Here is a 19399-nt window from a genome sequence, read left to right on the forward strand (position 1 = left end):
GACCTCCTAACTGGCGCGACGAGGCGCAACGGTGCTTGAGAAGGCGTGCCGTTGCGCCTGTTTACGCGTGTGTTAGTTATTTAAAGGATTTCCCTATGCCGTTGCTAGGCCGATCACCGAAGAGAGCAGTCTAGTTCGACCTCCGAAATGAGTGGTCCCCCTCCCGCAAATCATCGCACAGAGTATTACTTGGGGCTCGGGATGGCGGAATGGTAAGCACGAGCTTGCCTCCGCGTCACAACCATCCTCCTTATACATGACATTCATCGCCTCACGCCAATTCTCGACCAGATCGGACAAAGTGACGAGCAGGCTGCCTACTAAATTACTCACGCTCTAAAGATGTCTCACCCCTCGAATGTTGGCAGTGATTTCTGCTATGGGTTGTGGTCTCGATCCGGAGTTGCCTATGTCAGTCAAGAATGTCCGTAGTGCCATAGAGACCTTTCTGTCCACCTCCGACCCGCAGGTTCTTTGCATCAGCGGCGCCTGGGGCACGGGCAAGACATTTAATTGGAAAAGCACGGTGCGGGCGCTACGCGATAAGCCGGGGGCGATTGCGCTCAATGAGTACGCCTATGTTTCGCTGTTCGGCCTGAACAGTATCGCTGAGGTCAAGACGCAGATCCTGCAGAGCATGGTGGTTCGTGCCCAGATCGGAGACACTCCGGACCTGACGACCTTCAGCAACATGCTCAGCACCGCCGAGAGTGGTTTGAAAAAGGGTATCGTGAAATCCGTCACCGGCGTGTTGGGAACACGCGGGGAAGCGCTTGTCTCGGCCATGGGGTTCCTCACCAATCGCATGATCATCTGCCTCGATGATTTCGAACGTAAGGGCGAGAAACTTCGAGCCTCTGATGTAATGGGGTTGATGACGTATCTTAAGGAGGAGCGCAGCTGTAAAATCGTTCTCCTGCTAAACGACAGTCAGTTAGAAGACCGCAAGACATACGATTCGTACCTTGAGAAGGTGGTCGATATCCATCTTCGCTTCGAGCCTACGGCCGAGGAAATCGGATTCATCGCTCTTCCCGATGACGATGAACTGAGCAAGATGGTCCGTGAACGTGCCATGTTCTTGGGAATCAGCAATGTCCGGGTGATCCGGAAAGTGTATGGGCTGGTGAAGGGTTTGGCGCCGCTGCTGAAGGACTACGCTCCCATCGTTACCGAAAATGCCGTGAGCACAGTAGTCCTTATGGGATGGAGTTACTTTGAACCGGAAGTAGGACCCGACCTTGAGTATCTAAAACGAGCCAATACTTACGATTCCGACAAGGAAGACACAGACCTTGATCTCAAGTGGCGAGATCTGCTGAGGGGCTATCGGTTCGGCCATGCCGATAAGTTCGATCTTTCCCTTCTAAGAGGGATCCAGCGCGGTTATTTCATCGCCAGCGAATTAGAAGAGCATGCCACGCTTCTCCATCATGCAGATATACGCAGCAAGGTCGAGGCTCGGCTGAGGGATGCATGGAACCAATTCAATTACTCTTTTCAAACGAGCGCAGACGAAGCCCTTGATCAATTGTTTAGAGTTGTCGAGGAGAACATCGCGAACCTTATTCTGACCGAGATCTATGGGGTCGCGAAGCTTTTTCACGACTTAGAAGACGATCGCTACCTCACGATCGTCAAAATGTACATCTCGGAAAAAAAGGCCGTTGAGGGAGCCTTCGATGTAAGCGATATCGCGCGCTACTACGAGAAAATCCCGGAAGATATCTGGCAGCTTATTGACGATGCGAGCCAGTCTCAGAAACCCAAGATGGGGCGGGATGATATCTTCGCCGCCTTGGTAGATCGGGCGTTCGACCGTGAGGTGACCCAGCGACTCGCTGCGCTACCGATGGAAGAGTACTTGCGTGTATTTAAGGAAAACGAGGGAGAGCGTCTAAGCAACATCATCCACGCAATTCGCCAGTATCTTACCGTGGCGAACCCTAGTGAGACCTTTCTGAAATTATGGATAGGGCTGGGAACGCTCTGCGAGAAGTCGCCAAGGAAAGTAAGGTGAACGAGCTGCGGGCGATGCGCTACGGCTTGATCCAACGCTTGCTCGATATCGAGCGGCAGCAGCGGTTGATTTCCACGAGAGGTGAGTAAAGCCATTGAAAATTGTCTGTGGGCTTTCGTTAGGCAGCCAACAGAACGGCAAGCGGCGTCAACCGTGAGAAAAGCCGCTGCATTACTTATAATTTTCATTGGGCAACAATTCTGACCTGTTACCGTCTGTAAGACCTCTAACTCCTTTTAGGGTTGAAGAAAACCGGATGCATTCCCTGCGCCTCCGGTTTCGCCGTTTGCCGCGTGGCATCTTTGCAACGCACGGCAGGCAAGCGTTGTCGCCCATATCCAAGCCGTTTTTTAGCCGTTATTAACCGGCACGATTTACCCCGTCATATGGTTCGTTGTGTCGTGTTCCCGGAGCCGGCGGCTTGTCTTCCCACCCGGCAACACGAATTGGCCATATTGGTGTGGCAGCGGAATGCTTAACAACCGGCGCTTTCAATGGACCAGGAACGTTCAGGCTTTCGCATCGCGGTTTTGTGATGCGGCGGGCGGGATTTTCTGATGCGCCGGGAGAACGAATGGATAGGGATCTGCGTTAGCGCGCAGTGATATCGCAAAGGGCCGCGCTTCCTTCATAGCGGCATTCAGTGGTTGGGACTATGTCGAAGAAAAACGGAAATGAAGCTCTCTCGCGCCGCGCTTTCCTTGCGTCCGCGGCCACGATTGGCGCCAGCGCGATTGCCGCTCCGGCGCTTGCGCAATCGGCGCTCGATACGCTGATCAATGCGCCGCGCCGCGGCAACTGGGACGATCAGTTCGACGCCAAGGCGGCTTCGCGCACGGCAACCGCCGTCGTTTCCAACACGCCGATTCTCGGCCCCCAATCGGTCGCCAGCGCGCAGCAGGCGATCATGCAGTATCAGCAAATTGCAGCCGCCGGCGGCTGGCCTGAAGTCAACCCCGGTGATCAGCGCCTGCAGCTCGGCGTCAGCCATCCCTCGGTCCAGGCGCTGCGCCAGCGCCTCGCGATCACCGGCGACCTGCCGCGCGAAGCCGGCCTGTCGAACGCTTTCGATTCCTATGTCGATGGTGCGGTCAAGCGCTTCCAGGCTCGTCACGGCCTTCCGGCCGATGGCGTTCTCGGCGAATTCACGCTGAAGGCGATGAACATCCCGGCCGATGTCCGCCTGCAGCAGCTCAACACCAATGTCATTCGCCTGCAGACCTTCCCCGAAGACCTTGGCCGCCGCCACCTGATGGTCAACATCCCGGCCGCCTACGTCGAAGCTGTCGAAGACGGCAGCGTCGCGACGCGTCATACCGCGGTCGTCGGCCGCTTGAGCCGCCCGACGCATATCGTCAACTCGAAGGTCTATGAGGTTATCCTCAACCCCTATTGGACCGCGCCGCGCTCGATCGTCGAGAAGGACATCATGCCGCTGATGCGCAAGGACCCGACCTATCTCGAAAAGAACGCCATCCGCCTGATCGACGGCAAGGGCAACGAGGTTGCGCCTGAAACCGTCGATTGGAACGGCGAGGCGCCGAACCTGATGTTCCGCCAGGACCCGGGCAAGATCAACGCCATGGCGTCGACGAAGATCAACTTCTACAACAAGAACGGCGAGTACATGCACGACACGCCGCAGCAGGGCCTGTTCAACAAGCTGATGCGCTTCGAATCCTCGGGCTGCGTCCGCGTGCAGAACGTCCGCGACCTGACGAACTGGCTGTTGAGCGAGACGCCGGGCTGGAACCGCCAGCAGATGGAGCAGGTGATCGCAAGCGGCGTCAACACGCCGGTCAAGCTGGCCACGGAAGTTCCCGTCTATTTCGTCTACATCTCCGCCTGGGGCATGCCCGACGGCATCGTCCAGTTCCGCGACGACATCTATCAGATGGACGGCAATGCCGAGCTCGCGCTCGATACCACGGCCGGCATGGAACAGCCGGTTCAGTAAGCGGCGACCTCTGCATCGCATCTTCAAACCGCGCCCTCCCGGCGCGGTTTTTTTATGCCGGGGAGGGCGCGCGGTAACGTGACCGCCGGTTCTTCGCTTTGCGCTGTCGCAAAATGACTGGAGCGCGCGCTTTGCCCAGCAAATGTCGTTCTTCGTATTGCCCTTGCCACGGCGGAAGGCTAATACCTCAGCGCATTCCAGTTGAGGAGCCCGCCCATGACCAATGCTTCCACCGAATCCTTCTTCAATCGCTCGCTTGCGGACGTCGATCCCGAGATTTTCGGCGCGATCGGAAAGGAACTCGGTCGCCAACGGCACGAGATCGAACTGATCGCTTCCGAGAACATCGTCTCCCGCGCCGTGCTGGAAGCCCAGGGCTCCATCATGACCAACAAATATGCCGAGGGTTACCCCGGCAAGCGCTACTACGGCGGCTGCCAGTTCGTCGATATTGCCGAGGAACTGGCCATCGAGCGCGCCAAGAAGCTGTTCGGCGTCAATTTCGCCAACGTCCAGCCGAATTCCGGCTCGCAGATGAACCAGGCCGTGTTCCTGGCGCTGCTGCAGCCCGGCGACACCTTCATGGGTCTCGATCTGAATTCGGGCGGCCACCTCACGCACGGTTCGCCGGTCAACATGTCCGGCAAGTGGTTCAACGTCGTGTCCTATGGCGTGCGCGAAGGTGACAATCTGCTCGACATGGATGAGGTTGCCCGCAAGGCCGAAGAGCACAAGCCGAAGCTCATCATCGCCGGCGGCACCGCCTATTCCCGCATCTGGGACTGGAAGCGCTTCCGCGAGATCGCTGACTCGGTCGGCGCCTATCTGATGGTCGACATGGCCCATATCGCCGGCCTCGTCGCCGGCGGCCAGCATCCGTCGCCGTTCCCCCACTGCCATGTCGCCACGACCACGACCCACAAGTCGCTGCGCGGCCCGCGCGGCGGCGTTATCCTCACCAATGAGGAGGATCTGGCCAAGAAGTTCAACTCGGCCGTCTTCCCGGGCCTGCAGGGCGGTCCGCTGATGCACATCATCGCCGCCAAGGCGGTTGCCTTCGGCGAAGCGCTGCAGCCTGAGTTCAAGGAATACGCCGCTCAGATCGTCAAGAACGCCAAGGCGCTTGCCGAAACGCTGATCGCGGGTGGCCTCGACGTCGTTTCTGGCGGCACCGACAATCACCTGATGCTGGTCGACCTGCGCAAGAAGAACGCCACCGGCAAGCGCGCCGAGGCGGCGCTCGGCCGTGCCTACATCACCTGCAACAAGAACGGCATTCCCTTCGATCCGGAAAAGCCCTTCGTCACCTCCGGCGTGCGCCTCGGCGCCCCCGCCGGCACGACGCGCGGCTTCAAGGAAGCTGAATTCCGCGAAATCGGCAATCTCATCGTCGAGGTTCTCGATGGCCTGAAGGCCGCCAATTCCGATGAAGGCAACGCCGCCGTCGAAGCCGCCGTGCGCGGCAAGGTGGTCAACCTCACAGACCGCTTCCCAATGTATGACTACATGGGATAAGGAGTAGCGATGCGCTGCCCCTATTGCGGTTCGGAAGATACTCAGGTTAAAGATTCGCGCCCGGCGGAGGACAACACGTCCATCCGCCGGCGGCGTATCTGTCCGGATTGCGGCGGCCGCTTCACCACCTTCGAGCGCGTGCAGTTGCGCGAGCTGATGGTGACCAAGAAAACCGGCCGCAAAGTACCCTTCGACCGCGAAAAACTGGTGCGCTCCTTCGAAGTGGCGTTGCGCAAACGGCCCGTCGAGCGGGACCGCATCGAGCGCGCCGTCTCCGGCATCGTCCGCCGGCTTGAAAGCTCCGGCGAGACCGAAATCTCTTCCGAGCAGATCGGTCTTCAGGTGCTCGAGGCGATGAAGAGCCTCGATGATGTCGGCTTCGTGCGCTACGCCTCGGTCTATCGGGATTTCTCGCTGGCCGAGGATTTCGAGAAAGTCATTTCGGAAATCAACGCCAAGATCGCCCGCGACCCGCTGGACGGATGAGCCATGAGCATCTCGCCGCATGACGAACGTTTCATGGCGGCGGCGATCCGCCTGTCGCGCGCGCATCTCGGCCGTACCGCCAGCAACCCTTCCGTCGGCTGCCTGATCGTCAAGGATGGCGTCATCGTCGGCCAGGCGGTCACCGCCATCGGCGGCCGCCCGCATGCCGAGCCGCAGGCGCTCGCCGAGGCCGGCGAACGCGCCCGTGGCGCCACCGCCTATGTCACGCTCGAACCCTGCTCGCATCACGGCAAGACGCCGCCCTGCGCCGAGGCCCTGATCGCCTATGGCGTTGCCCGCGTCGTCATCAGCGTCACCGATCCCGATCCCCGCGTCTCCGGCCGCGGCATTTCCATGCTGCGCGACGCGGGCATCGAGGTGGATGCCGGCGTGCTGGAGGCCGACGGCCGGCGCGCCCTTGCCGGCTATCTCACCCGCCAGACGAAGAACCGCCCCTATGTGACTCTCAAGCTTGCCGTTTCCGCCGATGGCATGATCGGCCGCCAGGGGGAAGGCCAGGTGGCGATAACGGGACCGGAGGCCCGCGCCGAGGTTCAGGCGCTGCGCGCCGAAACCGACGCGATCCTGGTCGGCATCGGCACGGCGATATCGGATGATCCGCTGCTGACGGTGCGCACGCCGGGTCTCGAAGCCTATTCGCCTGTTCGTATCGTGCTTGATCCCGCACTGGCGTTACCGCTGACGAGCAAGCTGGTTGCAACGGCGCGGGAAGTGCCGGTCATCTTGGTGGCGAGTGAAGATGTTTCGCCGTTGGGGTCAGAGGGGGGTACTCCACCCACCGTGTCTGACATAGATTCCCGCCGTACCGCTCTCGAAGCCGCCGGTGTCGAGATCGTCTACTGCAATCCCTATCACCCTGAAGTCCTGCTGCCGGCCTTGGCGACGCGCGGCATCTCCTCGCTTCTGGTCGAGGGCGGCGCAAAGACCGCGAAGCTTTTCCTCCAAGCCGGCCTTGTCGATCGCATCCAGCTTTACCAGGCACCCGTCGTCATCGGCGAGGGCGGTATTGAATCCCCGTTGCAGGCAACCGACATACCATCCGGTTTTGCCCACAGGGGCACGCATATGTTCGGCGCTGATCGCCTGGATGAATATGAAAGAGAGAATTGATGTTCACCGGAATTGTCACTGATGTCGGTACAATCGAATCCGTTTCGTCGCTGAAGGAGGGCATCAAGCTCCGCGTCGCGACGAGTTACGACCCGGCGACCATCGATATGGGCGCGTCCATCTCACATTCGGGCATCTGCCTCACCGTGACCGGCCTGCCGCAGGAAGGCAGCAACGGCCGCTGGTTCGAGGTCGAGGCCTGGGAAGAGGCGCTGCGGCTGACGACGATCGGCACCTGGCGGGAAGGCAGCCGCATCAATCTCGAACGGTCGCTGAAGATCGGCGATGAACTCGGCGGCCACATCGTTTCCGGCCATGTCGACGGCAAGGCGGAAATTCTTTCCGTGACATCGGAGGGCGACGCCACGCGCTACCGCCTGCGCGCACCCGAACATCTGGCAAAATTCGTCGCCCCCAAGGGTTCGATCGCCCTCGACGGCACCTCGCTGACCGTCAATGCCGTCGACGGCACGGATTTCGACGTCCTGCTCATCCGCCACACGCTCGAAGTGACCACCTGGGGTGACCGCAAGGCCGGCGATTTCGTTAATTTCGAAGTCGACACCATGGCGCGTTACGCCGCCCGGCTGGCGGAATTCCCGAGCGCCTGAATCGAAAATCTGTGGGGTTTCCCGCTGGAGCGTCTGGCTGGCCAGATAGCTCACCAAACCGGGGAGAGCTTCGTCAGATACTGGCCGTAGGCGCTCTTGCCGAGCTTCTCCGCCAGCTTGGCGAGGTCGTCCTGCGAGATGTAACCCATGCGCCAGGCGACTTCTTCCGGGCAGGCGATCTTAAAGCCCTGGCGTTTCTCCAGTGTGCTGACGAAACCTGCGGCATCGTGCAGGCTATCCGGCGTACCGGTATCGAGCCAGGCATAGCCTCGGCCCATCAGCTCCACGAAAAGCTGGCCGCGCTCGAGATAGGCGCGGTTGACATCGGTGATTTCCAATTCGCCGCGCGGTGACGGCTTCAGGTTGGCGGCGATATCGACCACTTGCTGATCGTAGAAATAGAGGCCGGTCACCGCCCAGTTCGATTTCGGCTGCGTCGGCTTCTCCTCGATCGACAGCGCATTCATCTTTTCGTCAAAGCCGACAACGCCATAGCGTTCCGGATCGGTGACGTGATAGGCGAACACTGTCGCGCCTTCCTGCCGGCTCGTGCCGGATTTCATGATTTCCGGCAGTCCGTGCCCGTAGAAGATGTTGTCGCCGAGAACGAGTGCCGAGCTGTCGCCATGCACGAAGTCGGCGCCGATGATGAAGGCCTGGGCGAGGCCGTCCGGGCTCGGCTGTACGGCATAGGTCAGCGAAATGCCCCATTGCGAGCCGTCGCCGAGAAGGCGCTTGAAGGCTTCGACGTCGTGAGGCGTGGTGATGATCAGCAGTTCCCTGATGCCGGCGAGCATGAGCGTCGTCAGCGGATAGTAGATCATCGGTTTGTCGTAGACCGGCATCAACTGTTTCGAGACGGCCTGCGTGATCGGATGCAGACGCGTGCCCGTGCCGCCGGCGAGAATAATCCCCTTCATGCTTTCTCCTTAAAGACCCTTATTCAAAAGGTCTTGCATGACAATCGTCATGGACTGCTTCCACTCCGGGAGCCGGATTCCATATGTTCTGGCGAGCTTGTCGCCGTTGAGACGCGAATTGGCGGGGCGCTTGGCCGGTGTCGGATAGTCCGCCGTCGGGATGCGCTCGACGCCGACGTTTCTGCCGCTGGATTTGGAAAGCTCCGTGAATATCTCTTCGGCGAAGTCCGCCCAGCTTGCTACGCCGCTGCCGGTCAGATGAAAGGTGCCGCGGAGCGATGGCGCAGGGTCCGCTACAACACGGGCCGCGATCGCAAGAATCGCGTCGGCGATGTCGAGTGCCGAAGTCGGGCATCCTGTCTGATCGGCGACAACACGAAGATGATCGCGCGTCTCCGCAAGCCGCAGCATCGTTTTCAGGAAATTGGTGCCAAAGGGCGAATAGACCCAGGCGGTGCGCAAGATGACGTGGTTCGGGCTCGCCGCCGCGATGGCCTTCTCGCCCGCGAGTTTCGAACGCCCATAGACGGAGATCGGCGCCGTCGCGTCCTCTTCGCAATAGGCGGAGGCCTTGTCGCCACTGAAGACGTAGTCGGTCGAAATATGGATGACCGGGACCCCGAGCCGTGCTGCAGCCTCTGCAACCGCCCCGGCGCCTGCCGCATTTATGGAAAAAGCAAGCTCGGGTTCGCTCTCGGCCTTGTCGACTGCCGTATAGGCGGCTGCCGAGACGATCACATCCGGGCGCAGAGCCGAGAAGGCGGCTGCAATGCTTGCAGGATCTGCAAGGTCCATTTCCGGGCGCCCGACCGGGCTGATTTCGACGCCCGTTTCGGTGCCGCGTCTGAGCAGCGACTGAACGACCTGGCCCTGTTTACCGGTGACGGCAACGCGCATCGTTTATGGTCCCTTGAAAACGCCGAGGCGTTCGCCGGAGTAGACGTTTTCGCGCAGCGGCCTCCACCACCATTCGTTTTCCAAGTACCAGTGCACGGTCTTCTCGATGCCGGTTTCGAAGGTCTCTTGCGCCTTCCAGCCAAGTTCGCTTTCCAGTTTCGAGGCATCGATCGCATAGCGTGCGTCGTGTCCGGGGCGGTCCGTGACGTTGGTGATCAGACGCGCATGCGGTGCCCTGTCATTGTAGACGCCGTCGAGAATGGCGCAGATGCGATGAACGACATCGATGTTCCTGCGCTCATTGCGGCCGCCCACATTGTATTTTTCGCCGGGCCGCCCTCTCGATGCGATCGTGAGGAGCGCGCGGGCATGGTCTTCGACATAGAGCCAGTCGCGGACATTCGCGCCATTGCCGTAAACCGGAAGAGGCTTGCCCTCCAGTGCGTTCAGGATCATCAGCGGAATGAGCTTTTCCGGGAAATGGAACGGTCCGTAGTTGTTGGAGCAATTGGAGACCACGACGGGCAGGCCGTAGGTACGGTGCCAGGCGATCGCCAGATGGTCGCTCGCGGCCTTGGACGCGGAGTAGGGCGAGGACGGATCGTAAGGCGTCGTCTCCTCGAAGAGGCCCTCGTCGCCGAGCGAGCCGTAGACCTCGTCCGTCGAGACGTGCAGAAAGCGGAAGGCGCTCTTCCGGCGAGCGTCAAGCTCATCCCAATAGTGCCGTGCGGCGTCCAGCAGGCTGAATGTACCAACGATATTGGTCTGAATGAAATCGGCGGCCCCCAAGATCGAGCGGTCGACATGGCTCTCGGCTGCGAGATGCATGACAAGATCGGGACGGAAGGACGCGAATGCTTCCTGCATCTTGGAGTGGTCGCAGATGTCGGCGCGCAGGAATTGATAATTCGGCGCTGCTTCGACGGATTTCAATGATGCCAGATTGCCGGCATAGGTCAGCGTGTCGACGTTCAGTACGTCGGCACCGATCTCGCTGACGAGATGGCGCACCAATGCCGATCCAATGAAGCCCGCTCCGCCCGTGACCAGGATGCGCATGGTGAATCAATCCTTGGGTTGCTGTGCTGAATAGAAGAAATGGCTCGGCAGATCGGCAAGCCGAGGCAGCGTCTTGTCCTTGTCGGACGATACCATGTCTTTCTCATCGAATGGCCAGCGAATGCCGATCGCGGGATCGTTCCAGGCGATGCCCCGATCATGCTGCGGGCTGTAGGGTGCGGTTACCTTGTAGCTGATGACGCTGTTCGGTTCGATCGTTACGAATCCATGTGCGAAACCGGTCGGTACCCAGAGCTGCTTGCCGGTTTCCGGCGAGAGCTCCTGAGAGAGCCATTTGCCGTAGCTCGGTGATCCCACGCGGATGTCGACCACCACGTCCATGATCCGGCCGGCAAGGCAGCGCACCAGCTTGCCCTGTGCGAAGGGGGGTATCTGGAAATGCAGCCCCCGGACGGTTCCGGCCTGCGCCGAAAGCGATTCATTGTCCTGGATGAACGTGACGTCGGCCACATTTTGCCGGAACCAGGCGTCTTTGAATACCTCGGAGAAGTAGCCGCGGTGATCGCCGAAGCGTGGCGGCGTGATTGCAACAATGCCCTCGATGGCCGCGGTCTCAATGCGCATGATTTACCTTCTCTGCGGCCTTCATCAGGCGCCCGCCCTCATGACGCTCATCAGCATGTCCGCCTGCGAGTGGCTCCGCATGGCCGCAAGGCCTTGCGCCGCAATGGCATCGCGCTCGTCGGCATCTGCGATCAGCTTGCAGCAGCGCTCGATCATGTGGTCATACGGCTCGATTGCCAAGCCGCCGATGAAGGGCTGCAGGTCTGGATCGCGGATGTCGCCTTCTGTCAGCACGCAAACGCGATTGGCGAGCAGATAGGAAATGCGCACGATCTCGAAGACGCCGCTCGCATAGTGATGGATGTTTATGACGATCTTGGCGCGGGCAATCGCCGCATCGCGCTCCGCACCGTAGACGTTGAAGAGATGCGCGACCTTGAGCCCGCGCTCTGTCAGCGTCTTCAGGATATGGTGGCGGCGTTCGTTCATCGAGCCGTAGAAGAGCACGTCGATGTCCTTGACCGGGGCGTGCTGGATCTGGCTCAGGCAACCGCTGTAACCGATTTCGAGCACACCGGCGTGGTCGATACCCTTGGCGGCAAGGTTTTCGCGGTTGCGCGGGCTGTAGTCGAGCACCGGCATCGCCCTCAGGATCGACACATAGCGTGAGTTGATCCAGGTGCTTTCTTCGGACACCTGCTCGAGGTTGATGAGAACGCTGTCCTTTGGTAGTTGGCCGACAATTTCGGGGGCCAGAAGATTACCGCCATAAATAATCGGCGCACGACCCGCGAATTCATTCATGTCCCTGACAATCGGTGCCGAGCCGCCCAGTTCATGGAAGGCGCCCTGCAGGCCGAGTGCAACCTCGTCGAAGGCGTGGCTGTGGTTGTAATTGGGAGGGGTCACGATCCAGATGCAATGGCGATCCTTGTGAGCCTGCCATCCGCCGGCAAAGGGCTGCAAGGTATTGGGAAGCGACTGCTCGATCTTCGGCGCGGCTGGTATAGCGGGCCTTTCCGTTCGTACCGGCTGCGGGCCTGGAGAGACGCCTGGAGTCTGCTGAGCATAGGCACGCATCAGTTCGCGGCCGCCCGTGAACTGGCCGCGCGGCATCCAGGCCGGCGGATCATCGGCGAACCAGATCAGGTGCGGCTGCTTGACGAGTGGTTGGCGGCCTTCCTGCCACTTTGTCAGGAGAGCCTCCTCACGGCTCCGCAGAAAGGCTTCCTTGGCGGTGAAGAGACCATGCAGCAACCGACCGAGGCGGACGCCGAACTTCCACTCGAAATCGGCAGGCGCCGGCACGAAGGCGGCGACCTTCAAACCTGCCGCAACGGCCTGCTGGACATAGAGCCCGAGCAGACGCTCGATCACGAAGGGGCGCATCGTCGCGTTGGCGTCGCGTGTATAGTGAGCCGTGCCGGCATAGGCAATGCCCGCCGGCGTGCCGCGACGCGCTTCATTTTCCAGCGATTCCAGAATGTGTTCACAGAAGGCGAAATAAGCGGACCAGAACTTTCTGTTGCCGCAGAAATAGTTGCAGAACATGAAGGCGGTTTTGTCTTGCGGTGGCGCGATCGGATAGCCGAGCTCCTGAATATGCAGGAAGATCGGCTCCATGCCGGGATGACCGCCAAGCAGCGAATGCTCCCAGACGTTGCTGTAGATCGCCGCATGGCCGATCAGCGGATTGTAAAGATAGGCGTCCGCACCTTCCGCCCTGGCCTTTTCCGCTTCCGTGACGAAGGACCGGAAGCTCGTCACCGACTTCATCTCGAATTTGCTCGATAGCAACCCCCAGAACACGTCCTCGCCGAGGCCGATTGCCTCGTGATGCTGATGCAGGGTGAGGAAAAGTTCATATTCGCGGGTCGTCGCCTGCGTATTGAACGAGATGTCGAACGGCATGGCCGCCGCATCGAGCTGGCTGCGCTGCAAAGGATCAAGATAAGGCTGATAGATAATGACTGATCCAGTGCTGGCCGCTTTCTCCGTGAGAAGCGTCAAATCGGGAAGACCTGCCGGCAGGGAAGAAATGGGCTGATTGATCGTCAAGGTATTGTCCTTCGGGCATGGCCGCCGTCTTCGTGATTCACGCAACAGCATTCGGCTGGTTCGGGTGTCGACTATTGGACGTGAAGCTTGCGCCACACTGTTGGCAGGAATTTCGCTGGTCAGCTTGGGAACAGGTTAAGCCGTAATGGTCGTGCCAGGCCAACTGCGTGATAGTGCCTAACTTTGGACGGCGTCATGAAAAACGAAAAGATCTATGTAACGAAGCCCAGCCTGCCGCCGCTCGACGAATTCATTCCTTCGCTGGAAGCGATCTGGAACAATCGCATCCTGACCAATGGCGGGCCATTCCACGAGCAACTGGAGCAGGAGCTCTGCAACCATCTCGGCGTGAAGCACATCAGCCTGTTTTCGAACGCCACCGTTGCGTTGCTGACGGCGCTTCAGGCGCTCCGCGTCACGGGTGAAGTCATCACCACGCCTTATTCCTTCGTGGCCACTTCGCATTCGCTTCTGTGGAACGGGTTGAAGCCCGTCTTCGTCGACATCGATCCGGTGACGCTCAATCTCGATCCGGCGAAGATCGAAGCGGCGATCACGCAGCAGACGACGGCGATCATGCCGGTGCATTGCTACGGCCACCCTTGCGACGTCGATTCGATCCAGAAGATCGCCGATCTCTATAATCTCAAGGTGATCTATGACGCCGCCCATGCCTTCGGCGTGGAAGACGAGCGGGGAAGCATTCTCAATCACGGCGACCTTTCCATCCTGAGCTTCCACGCGACCAAGGTGTTCAACACGTTCGAAGGCGGGGCCATCATCTGCCCTGATGTCAAGACGAAGACCCGAATCGACCAGCTGAAGAACTTCGGTTACGTCGATGAAGTGACCGTGGTCGCGCCAGGCACGAACGGCAAGATGAGCGAATTCAACGCTGCGCTTGGCCTGTTGCAGTTGAAGTACATCAACTTCGCCCTTGAAAGGCGTGGGCTCATCGATGCCGCATACCGCGAGCGTCTGCGCGGCGTCGCCGGCATAGAATGCCTGAACCGTTCCGGCGAGACCGTCTCCAACTTCTCTTATTTCCCGATCCTAGTACGCCCTGGCTATCCGATTTCGCGCGATGAGCTCTATGAGCTTCTGAAGGAAAACGGCATTCATCCGCGCCGTTATTTCTATCCACTGATCTCAAGCTTTTCGATGTACCGCAGCCGGCCTTCCGCGCAGCCTGCGAATCTGCCGGTCGCAACCGAAGCCGCACAACAGGTACTCTGCCTTCCCATCTATCCCGACATGGAAATGGAGATCGTCGACAAGGTCTGCGCGATCATTGCTTGTCAGGGGTAGATGAAATGAAACTGGCTATTATGCAGCCGTATTTTTTTCCTTACATTGGCTACTTTCAGCTGATCAGTGCGGTCGATAAATTCATCGTCTACGACAATATCAAATACACAAAAAAGGGTTGGATTAACCGGAACCGGATGTTGCGCGACGGCCGGGACGCCACATTCTCTCTGCCGCTGAAGGCCGCGCCGGATAGTTTAGACGTGTGCGAACGCAGCCTGTCGCCAGACTTCGACCGCAACAAGCTGCTGAATCAACTTCAAGGCGCTTATCGACGCGCGCCATTTTTTTCCAATGCTTTCCCTGTGCTCGAGCAGGCGATAGGCTTCCCGGACAACAATCTTTTTTCCTATATTTTCAACTCCATCACGGAAATCTGCGGCTACCTTGCAATCGGGACAGAGTTCGCCGTCTCCTCTGAAATAGCGATAAATCACGATCTCAAGTCCCAGGAAAAGGTTTTGGCACTTTGCGAGAAAGCGGGCGCGAAGGTCTATGTGAATGCGATAGGGGGCATGGAACTTTACTCTCAAGATGCGTTTGCTGCGCGTGACATTGAGCTGAAATTCATCAAGCCGAAGCAGGTGGAATATTTTCAGTTCGGCGCTGATTTCGTGCCCTGGCTGTCGATTGTGGATGTCATCATGTTCAACTCGGCGGAAGAGATTCAGAAAAATATCCTCGGCGAGTATGAGCTCATCCAATCCTAGGTGCAGACGAGCGTCGGCTTGCAGCGGTCTAAGAAGAATAAATCGGTGACGCAATGTTCAAATGGAAGAAATTAGGCAAGGTTTTTACGCCGCAGGAGGTGACTGATCGTCCCTGGCTTAAGGAGTTTGCTCAAGCGCCTGCAACGCTGGTTTTCGACGACTTTGTCCGAATATATTTTTCCTGCCGCCCACCAGCGGATCAGGCCGGGCAATATGTCTCGCATTCTGCTTTTATTGACGTGGACAGGGCTGACTTGTTCAAGATCATGCGGATCAGCGAACGTCCGGTCCTGGAATTGGGCGATCTCGGCGAATTCGATCAATTTGGTACCTATCCGATCTCCGTAGCGAGGGATGGCGACCTCATACGCGCTTACTATGCCGGCTGGACGCGATGCGAATCCGTGCCTTTCAACGTCGGTATAGGATTGGCCTTGAGCACGGACGAAGGCCGGACCTTCTCTAAGGCGGGCAGCGGACCCGTCGTGCCATACTCGCCGGATGAACCCTTCGTCCTCAGTAGTCCTAAGATTCGGCGTTTTAACGACCGGTGGTACCTGTTCTATATCTCTGGTTCCAAGTGGATTATGGCCGATGGGCGTGCGGAGCCTGTGTACAAAATCCGTCTGGCCACCTCTGAAGATGGCGTGCACTGGACGAAAGCGAACAGAGATCTGATCGAATCTGTCGTCGAGACCGACGAGGCACAGGCGAGCCCCGATGTGATCTTTGCCGGCGGGCGCTACCACATGTTCTTCTGTTATCGCCACAGTACGAATTATCGCGGCAAGGAAAAAGGATACCGGATCGGCTACGCCTCGAGCAACGATCTGGTCAACTGGCAACGTGACGATAGCAAAGCGGGGCTGACGGTCTCCGACACAGGCTGGGATGATGAGATGGTCAGCTACCCGCATGTCTTCGAGTTGGATGGCAAGACCTATATGGCCTATCTCGGCAATCAAGTCGGGCGCAATGGTTTCGGCCTTGCTGTTCTCGACGGAAAGCTCGGTGACGCATGACCAAAATGCGATGGAAGAAACTGGGCAGGATCTTTGATCCCACGCAGCATCAACTGCCCGCAGGCTGTGTCGAGTTTGCGCAGTCGCCCCAAGCCCTCGTTTTTGATGACTTTATACGAATCTACTTCTCAACGCGCGCAACTGACGTGAACGGTAAATATCTCAGCCATGTCGCTTTCGTCGACATGGATAAGACTCTGGAGCGGGCCATTCGCGTTTCCGACAGGCCGGTTATTGAACTCGGCAAACTCGGTTGCTTTGACGAGCATGGCATCTTCCCGATGAATGTGATGCGACACGAAGGGAAGATCTACGGCTACACGTGCGGCTGGAATCGAAGGGTTGCGGTCTCGGTCGATACGGCAATCGGGCTTGCCCTCAGTGACGACGACGGGATGTCGTTCAAGAGGATCGGCGATGGGCCGGTCTTGTCGGCGTCTCTGAAGGAGCCGTGCCTGGTCGGCGACGGCTTTGTGAAGTTCATCGATGGCCTCTTTCACATGTGGTATATTTTCGGGACTGGGTGGAAAGAATACTCCCCGGGCGCGCCTCCGGATCGCACTTATAAAATTGGTCATGCGACCTCGCCAGACGGCATCAACTGGCAGAAGGAGGAAGGCAGGCAGATCATACCCGATCGGCTTGGGGCCGACGAGAGCCAAGCTCTGCCGACCGTCATCCGGATCGATGATCGCTATCATATGTTCTTCTGCTATCGGCAATCGTCGGATTTTCGCACCAACAGGAAACGCGGCTATCAAATCGGCCACGCCTATTCGCACGATCTGATCAACTGGTCACGCGATGACCTTGAATTGGGGATTGAAGGAACGGACGGCGAATGGGATTCCGACATGTTGTGCTATCCGCACGTCTTCGAGGCGGATGGGTCAATCTACCTCCTCTATAACGGAAACCAGTTTGGCCGGCATGGATTCGGCGCCGCAATATTGGAACGTGCTGCATGACGCCGGATTGGGGCCACAACCTCGCTTCGGAAAGCGACATCGCCTACCATTTGAATGAATGCGGAACTGTTTTCGCCGAGGGGCTTCGCGCACGCGTGGACATCGACGCTTATGCGCTGAAAATCCTGCTCAATGCCGAGCGCTTTGAGGCATGGTCTGACGGTAAGTTGATCGGGCTTCTGGCCATATATTGCAACAATCCCCAACAGACATCGGCATTCATTACGAATCTAAGTGTGTTGGAGGAATGGCGCGGCAGGGGAATAGCGGGAGCGTTGCTCGAACGGAGCATGGCTTTGGCCAGGCAGGAGAGGTTTGAAACGATACGCCTCGAGGTCGAGGCGAAAAACATGGCCGCCGTCGCTGTCTATCGCAGATATGGGTTCGTGGTGCTGGATGGCGAACAGTCAATGCTGACAATGAAGCGAGATTTGGGGTAGAAGATGGCTGAGAAGAAGCGCGATTATAATAGCGAAATCAAGGATGCTAGCGATCATCGCTACGCATACAACTTCGATTTCGACGTCATGCATCATTATATGCTGAAGTCTTTCATGCCCTTTTTCCGCTCGGGAAGCCTGCTTGAACTTGGAAGTTTCCGGGGCGACTTCACGAAAAGGATCGTTCCTTATTTCGACGATATCACCTGCGTAGAAGCCTCCGATGAGGCAATAGCCGTCGCGCGGAACGAACTGGGTGACGGCCTGACATTTATCAATGACGTGTTCGAAGAGGTGAAGCTCCCCAAACGCTATGACAATGTCCTGCTGACACATGTTCTCGAGCATTTGGACGATCCGGTAGGCGTGCTGAAGCGCGTCAATGACGAATGGCTATCGGAAGGGGGCAGGCTCTTCCTGGTATGCCCGAATGCGAATGCCCCGTCCCGCCAGATCGCTGTTAAAATGGGTTTGATAAGCCACAATTCCGCAATCACGAAGGCGGAAGCGGAGCATGGTCACCGCATCACATATTCACTGGATACCCTGGAGCGCGATGCAAGGTTGGCGGGATTGAACGTTGTGCATCGGTCCGGCGTTTTCTTCAAAGCCCTGGCAAATTTTCAGTGGGATCGCTTACTTCAGACGGACATCATTTCTAGTGACTATCTGGAGGGTTGCTATCAGCTGGGGCAAGTTTATCCCGATCTTTGCGCCAGCATCTTTCTCATGTGTGAAGCCGGCCAAACGCAATAGGCTCCGCTTTAGCGAACTCAACTTCTGAATTCCAAGGATGTCCGATGCCGCGCGTATCGATCTGTATTCCCGCATACAAGGCCGACTATTTCGAACTGTGCCTGCGAAGTGCGTTAGCTCAAAGCTTCACCGATGTCGAAATTCTGGTGTCGGATGATTGTCCGACCGATGAAATCCAGGCGATCTGCCGGAACTACGACGGATTTGTGCAATACAGCAGCAATCCGAATCCGGGTCCCGAGAGCAATGTGCGCAGACTGGTGGAAATCGCGAGCGGCGAATACATCAAATTCTTGTTCGATGACGACGTGCTACACCCTTTCTGCATACAGTTCCTGCTAGAGGCGCTGGAGTCGACAAAAGAAAGAAACACCCGCCTTTCGTTTTCTCCTCGTTATTTGATTGACGGGAAAAATCATACGACCGGCTTCATTAACCACTTCAACGCTTCCGGAGATGGCCTCAAGATCGTTTCTGGCGACGACTTCTTGCGGTTGACGGCTCTCAATCACGTCAATTTAGTTGGAGAGTACACAACGGCTTTATTTCGGAAGGAGGATGCATTCGATAGCAATGGTCGATTCCGATTGTATAAGATGGAAGGCGACCTCTTTCCTGGCTTGATTGATTTGTCAGCCTGGGTGGAACTGGCGCAGCTCGGCAACTTCGTCATCCACCCTACACCGCTTTCCTATTTCAGGCGCCATGAGAACGCCACGTCGAATCCCGAGGTCAACTGGAAATTCATTTATGCAATCACCTACTATGAGGACGTGCTGAATTTTGCGTTTGAAAGAGGCTATTTGCCGGCAAGCGACTTGCCTACCGCATATCGCAACCTGCTGAATGTCTACCGGTACTGGCAGAATTCGTTCCCTCAGCTTGGAGCGAAAATTGCGCAAATTGAAGAAGCACTGATGTAAGGAAGGTTGCATGCCCTCGGGCATTGGTACTCCGCATTCCAGGAGCATCGGGCTGGTGCGGTGGACGCTCTGCGCTGCCCGTTTGGCGAAATT

General features: G+C 58.0%; 17 protein-coding genes and 1 pseudogene. 13 read left to right on the top strand and 5 right to left on the bottom strand.

All coding sequences use genetic code 11. The features are described 5' to 3' along the window. The first annotated feature begins 409 nt into the window (after positions 1 to 409). The 6 genes from ATY76_RS23330 (at position 410) to ATY76_RS23355 (ending at position 7720) form a co-directional block, all read left to right on the top strand. Positions 410 to 2020: a hypothetical protein gene (locus ATY76_RS23330; RefSeq protein WP_088677085.1), complete on the top strand. Its 1611-nt coding sequence runs from the start codon at positions 410 to 412 to the stop codon at positions 2018 to 2020. Positions 2021 to 2675: 655 nt separating this feature from the next. Further along, positions 2676 to 3977: a L,D-transpeptidase family protein gene (locus ATY76_RS23335; RefSeq protein ID WP_088677086.1), complete on the top strand. Its 1302-nt coding sequence runs from the start codon at positions 2676 to 2678 to the stop codon at positions 3975 to 3977. Positions 3978 to 4193: 216 nt separating this feature from the next. Then, a complete protein-coding gene (gene glyA / locus ATY76_RS23340) occupies positions 4194 to 5492 on the top strand; it encodes a serine hydroxymethyltransferase (protein WP_088677087.1) in 1299 nt (432 codons plus the stop codon). Between the two features lie 9 nt (positions 5493 to 5501). Beyond that, positions 5502 to 5978, top strand: coding sequence for a transcriptional regulator NrdR (nrdR, locus tag ATY76_RS23345; protein WP_088677088.1), 477 nt, complete (start codon positions 5502 to 5504; stop codon positions 5976 to 5978). Between the two features lie 3 nt (positions 5979 to 5981). Beyond that, positions 5982 to 7109, top strand: a complete 1128-nt coding sequence (gene ribD, locus ATY76_RS23350) for a bifunctional diaminohydroxyphosphoribosylaminopyrimidine deaminase/5-amino-6-(5-phosphoribosylamino)uracil reductase RibD (RefSeq protein ID WP_088677089.1) — start codon at positions 5982 to 5984, stop codon at positions 7107 to 7109. After that, positions 7109 to 7720 carry a riboflavin synthase gene (locus ATY76_RS23355; protein ID WP_088677090.1) on the top strand — a complete coding sequence of 204 codons (612 nt, stop codon included), beginning with the start codon at positions 7109 to 7111 and terminating at the stop codon, positions 7718 to 7720. Before ribD ends, ATY76_RS23355 begins: the two co-directional genes overlap by 1 nt. 50 nt (positions 7721 to 7770) lie before the next feature. On the opposite strand, the gene rfbA is transcribed toward ATY76_RS23355, so the two are convergent. The 5 genes and pseudogenes from rfbA to ATY76_RS23380 form a co-directional block, all read right to left on the bottom strand. Then, positions 7771 to 8640, bottom strand: coding sequence for a glucose-1-phosphate thymidylyltransferase RfbA (rfbA, locus tag ATY76_RS23360; protein WP_088677091.1), 870 nt, complete (start codon positions 8638 to 8640; stop codon positions 7771 to 7773). Between the two features lie 9 nt (positions 8641 to 8649). Then, positions 8650 to 9537: a dTDP-4-dehydrorhamnose reductase gene (rfbD, locus tag ATY76_RS23365; RefSeq protein ID WP_088677092.1), complete on the bottom strand. Its 888-nt coding sequence runs from the start codon at positions 9535 to 9537 to the stop codon at positions 8650 to 8652. Positions 9538 to 9540: 3 nt separating this feature from the next. Beyond that, a complete protein-coding gene (rfbB, locus tag ATY76_RS23370) occupies positions 9541 to 10596 on the bottom strand; it encodes a dTDP-glucose 4,6-dehydratase (RefSeq protein WP_088677093.1) in 1056 nt (351 codons plus the stop codon). 6 nt (positions 10597 to 10602) lie between these two features. After that, entirely contained in the window at positions 10603 to 11181 is a 579-nt protein-coding gene (gene rfbC / locus ATY76_RS23375) for a dTDP-4-dehydrorhamnose 3,5-epimerase (RefSeq protein ID WP_088677094.1), read from the bottom strand. Next, a pseudogene (locus ATY76_RS23380) lies at positions 11171 to 13179 on the bottom strand (glycosyltransferase family 1 protein). The gene rfbC and the pseudogene ATY76_RS23380 overlap by 11 nt, the downstream one beginning before the upstream one ends. Before the next feature lie 195 nt (positions 13180 to 13374). Between ATY76_RS23380 and ATY76_RS23385 the strand changes: the two are divergent. From ATY76_RS23385 to ATY76_RS23415, 7 genes are read left to right on the top strand one after another with little or no spacing between them, the layout of a single operon-like run. After that, on the top strand, positions 13375 to 14487 hold the full coding sequence (locus ATY76_RS23385; RefSeq protein WP_088677360.1) for a DegT/DnrJ/EryC1/StrS family aminotransferase: 1113 nt from the start codon (positions 13375 to 13377) through the stop codon (positions 14485 to 14487). 5 nt (positions 14488 to 14492) lie between these two features. Continuing rightward, complete coding sequence (locus ATY76_RS23390) at positions 14493 to 15197, top strand: WbqC family protein (protein WP_088677096.1); 705 nt, start codon at positions 14493 to 14495, stop codon at positions 15195 to 15197. A 53-nt stretch (positions 15198 to 15250) separates the two neighbouring features. Then, positions 15251 to 16219, top strand: a complete 969-nt coding sequence (locus ATY76_RS23395; RefSeq protein ID WP_088677097.1) for a glycosylase — start codon at positions 15251 to 15253, stop codon at positions 16217 to 16219. Further along, positions 16216 to 17187, top strand: a complete 972-nt coding sequence (locus tag ATY76_RS23400; RefSeq protein ID WP_088677098.1) for a hypothetical protein — start codon at positions 16216 to 16218, stop codon at positions 17185 to 17187. Before ATY76_RS23395 ends, ATY76_RS23400 begins: the two co-directional genes overlap by 4 nt. Next, entirely contained in the window at positions 17184 to 17627 is a 444-nt protein-coding gene (locus ATY76_RS23405) for a GNAT family N-acetyltransferase (RefSeq protein WP_088677099.1), read from the top strand. Before ATY76_RS23400 ends, ATY76_RS23405 begins: the two co-directional genes overlap by 4 nt. 3 nt (positions 17628 to 17630) lie before the next feature. Further along, positions 17631 to 18383 carry a class I SAM-dependent methyltransferase gene (locus tag ATY76_RS23410; RefSeq protein ID WP_088677100.1) on the top strand — a complete coding sequence of 251 codons (753 nt, stop codon included), beginning with the start codon at positions 17631 to 17633 and terminating at the stop codon, positions 18381 to 18383. A 44-nt stretch (positions 18384 to 18427) separates the two neighbouring features. Then, positions 18428 to 19306 carry a glycosyltransferase family 2 protein gene (locus ATY76_RS23415; protein ID WP_088677101.1) on the top strand — a complete coding sequence of 293 codons (879 nt, stop codon included), beginning with the start codon at positions 18428 to 18430 and terminating at the stop codon, positions 19304 to 19306. Positions 19307 to 19399: the final 93 nt, after the last annotated feature.

It is taken from the genome of Rhizobium sp. R339 (assembly GCF_002211395.1).
Taxonomy (GTDB): Bacteria; Pseudomonadota; Alphaproteobacteria; order Rhizobiales; family Rhizobiaceae; genus Rhizobium.

Excerpts from the sequence above, each read along its gene's own strand:
- ATY76_RS23330 (WP_088677085.1), top strand. The coding sequence starts at position 410 with ATGTCAGTCAAGAATGTCCGTAGTGCCATAGAGACCTTTCTGTCCACC.
- ATY76_RS23335 (WP_088677086.1), top strand. The coding sequence starts at position 2,676 with ATGTCGAAGAAAAACGGAAATGAAGCTCTCTCGCGCCGCGCTTTCCTT.
- glyA (WP_088677087.1), top strand. The coding sequence starts at position 4,194 with ATGACCAATGCTTCCACCGAATCCTTCTTCAATCGCTCGCTTGCGGAC.
- nrdR (WP_088677088.1), top strand. The coding sequence starts at position 5,502 with ATGCGCTGCCCCTATTGCGGTTCGGAAGATACTCAGGTTAAAGATTCG.
- ribD (WP_088677089.1), top strand. The coding sequence starts at position 5,982 with ATGAGCATCTCGCCGCATGACGAACGTTTCATGGCGGCGGCGATCCGC.
- ATY76_RS23355 (WP_088677090.1), top strand. The coding sequence starts at position 7,109 with ATGTTCACCGGAATTGTCACTGATGTCGGTACAATCGAATCCGTTTCG.
- rfbA (WP_088677091.1), bottom strand. The coding sequence starts at position 8,640 with ATGAAGGGGATTATTCTCGCCGGCGGCACGGGCACGCGTCTGCATCCG.
- rfbD (WP_088677092.1), bottom strand. The coding sequence starts at position 9,537 with ATGCGCGTTGCCGTCACCGGTAAACAGGGCCAGGTCGTTCAGTCGCTG.
- rfbB (WP_088677093.1), bottom strand. The coding sequence starts at position 10,596 with ATGCGCATCCTGGTCACGGGCGGAGCGGGCTTCATTGGATCGGCATTG.
- rfbC (WP_088677094.1), bottom strand. The coding sequence starts at position 11,181 with ATGCGCATTGAGACCGCGGCCATCGAGGGCATTGTTGCAATCACGCCG.
- ATY76_RS23385 (WP_088677360.1), top strand. The coding sequence starts at position 13,375 with ATGAAAAACGAAAAGATCTATGTAACGAAGCCCAGCCTGCCGCCGCTC.
- ATY76_RS23390 (WP_088677096.1), top strand. The coding sequence starts at position 14,493 with ATGAAACTGGCTATTATGCAGCCGTATTTTTTTCCTTACATTGGCTAC.
- ATY76_RS23395 (WP_088677097.1), top strand. The coding sequence starts at position 15,251 with ATGTTCAAATGGAAGAAATTAGGCAAGGTTTTTACGCCGCAGGAGGTG.
- ATY76_RS23400 (WP_088677098.1), top strand. The coding sequence starts at position 16,216 with ATGACCAAAATGCGATGGAAGAAACTGGGCAGGATCTTTGATCCCACG.
- ATY76_RS23405 (WP_088677099.1), top strand. The coding sequence starts at position 17,184 with ATGACGCCGGATTGGGGCCACAACCTCGCTTCGGAAAGCGACATCGCC.
- ATY76_RS23410 (WP_088677100.1), top strand. The coding sequence starts at position 17,631 with ATGGCTGAGAAGAAGCGCGATTATAATAGCGAAATCAAGGATGCTAGC.
- ATY76_RS23415 (WP_088677101.1), top strand. The coding sequence starts at position 18,428 with ATGCCGCGCGTATCGATCTGTATTCCCGCATACAAGGCCGACTATTTC.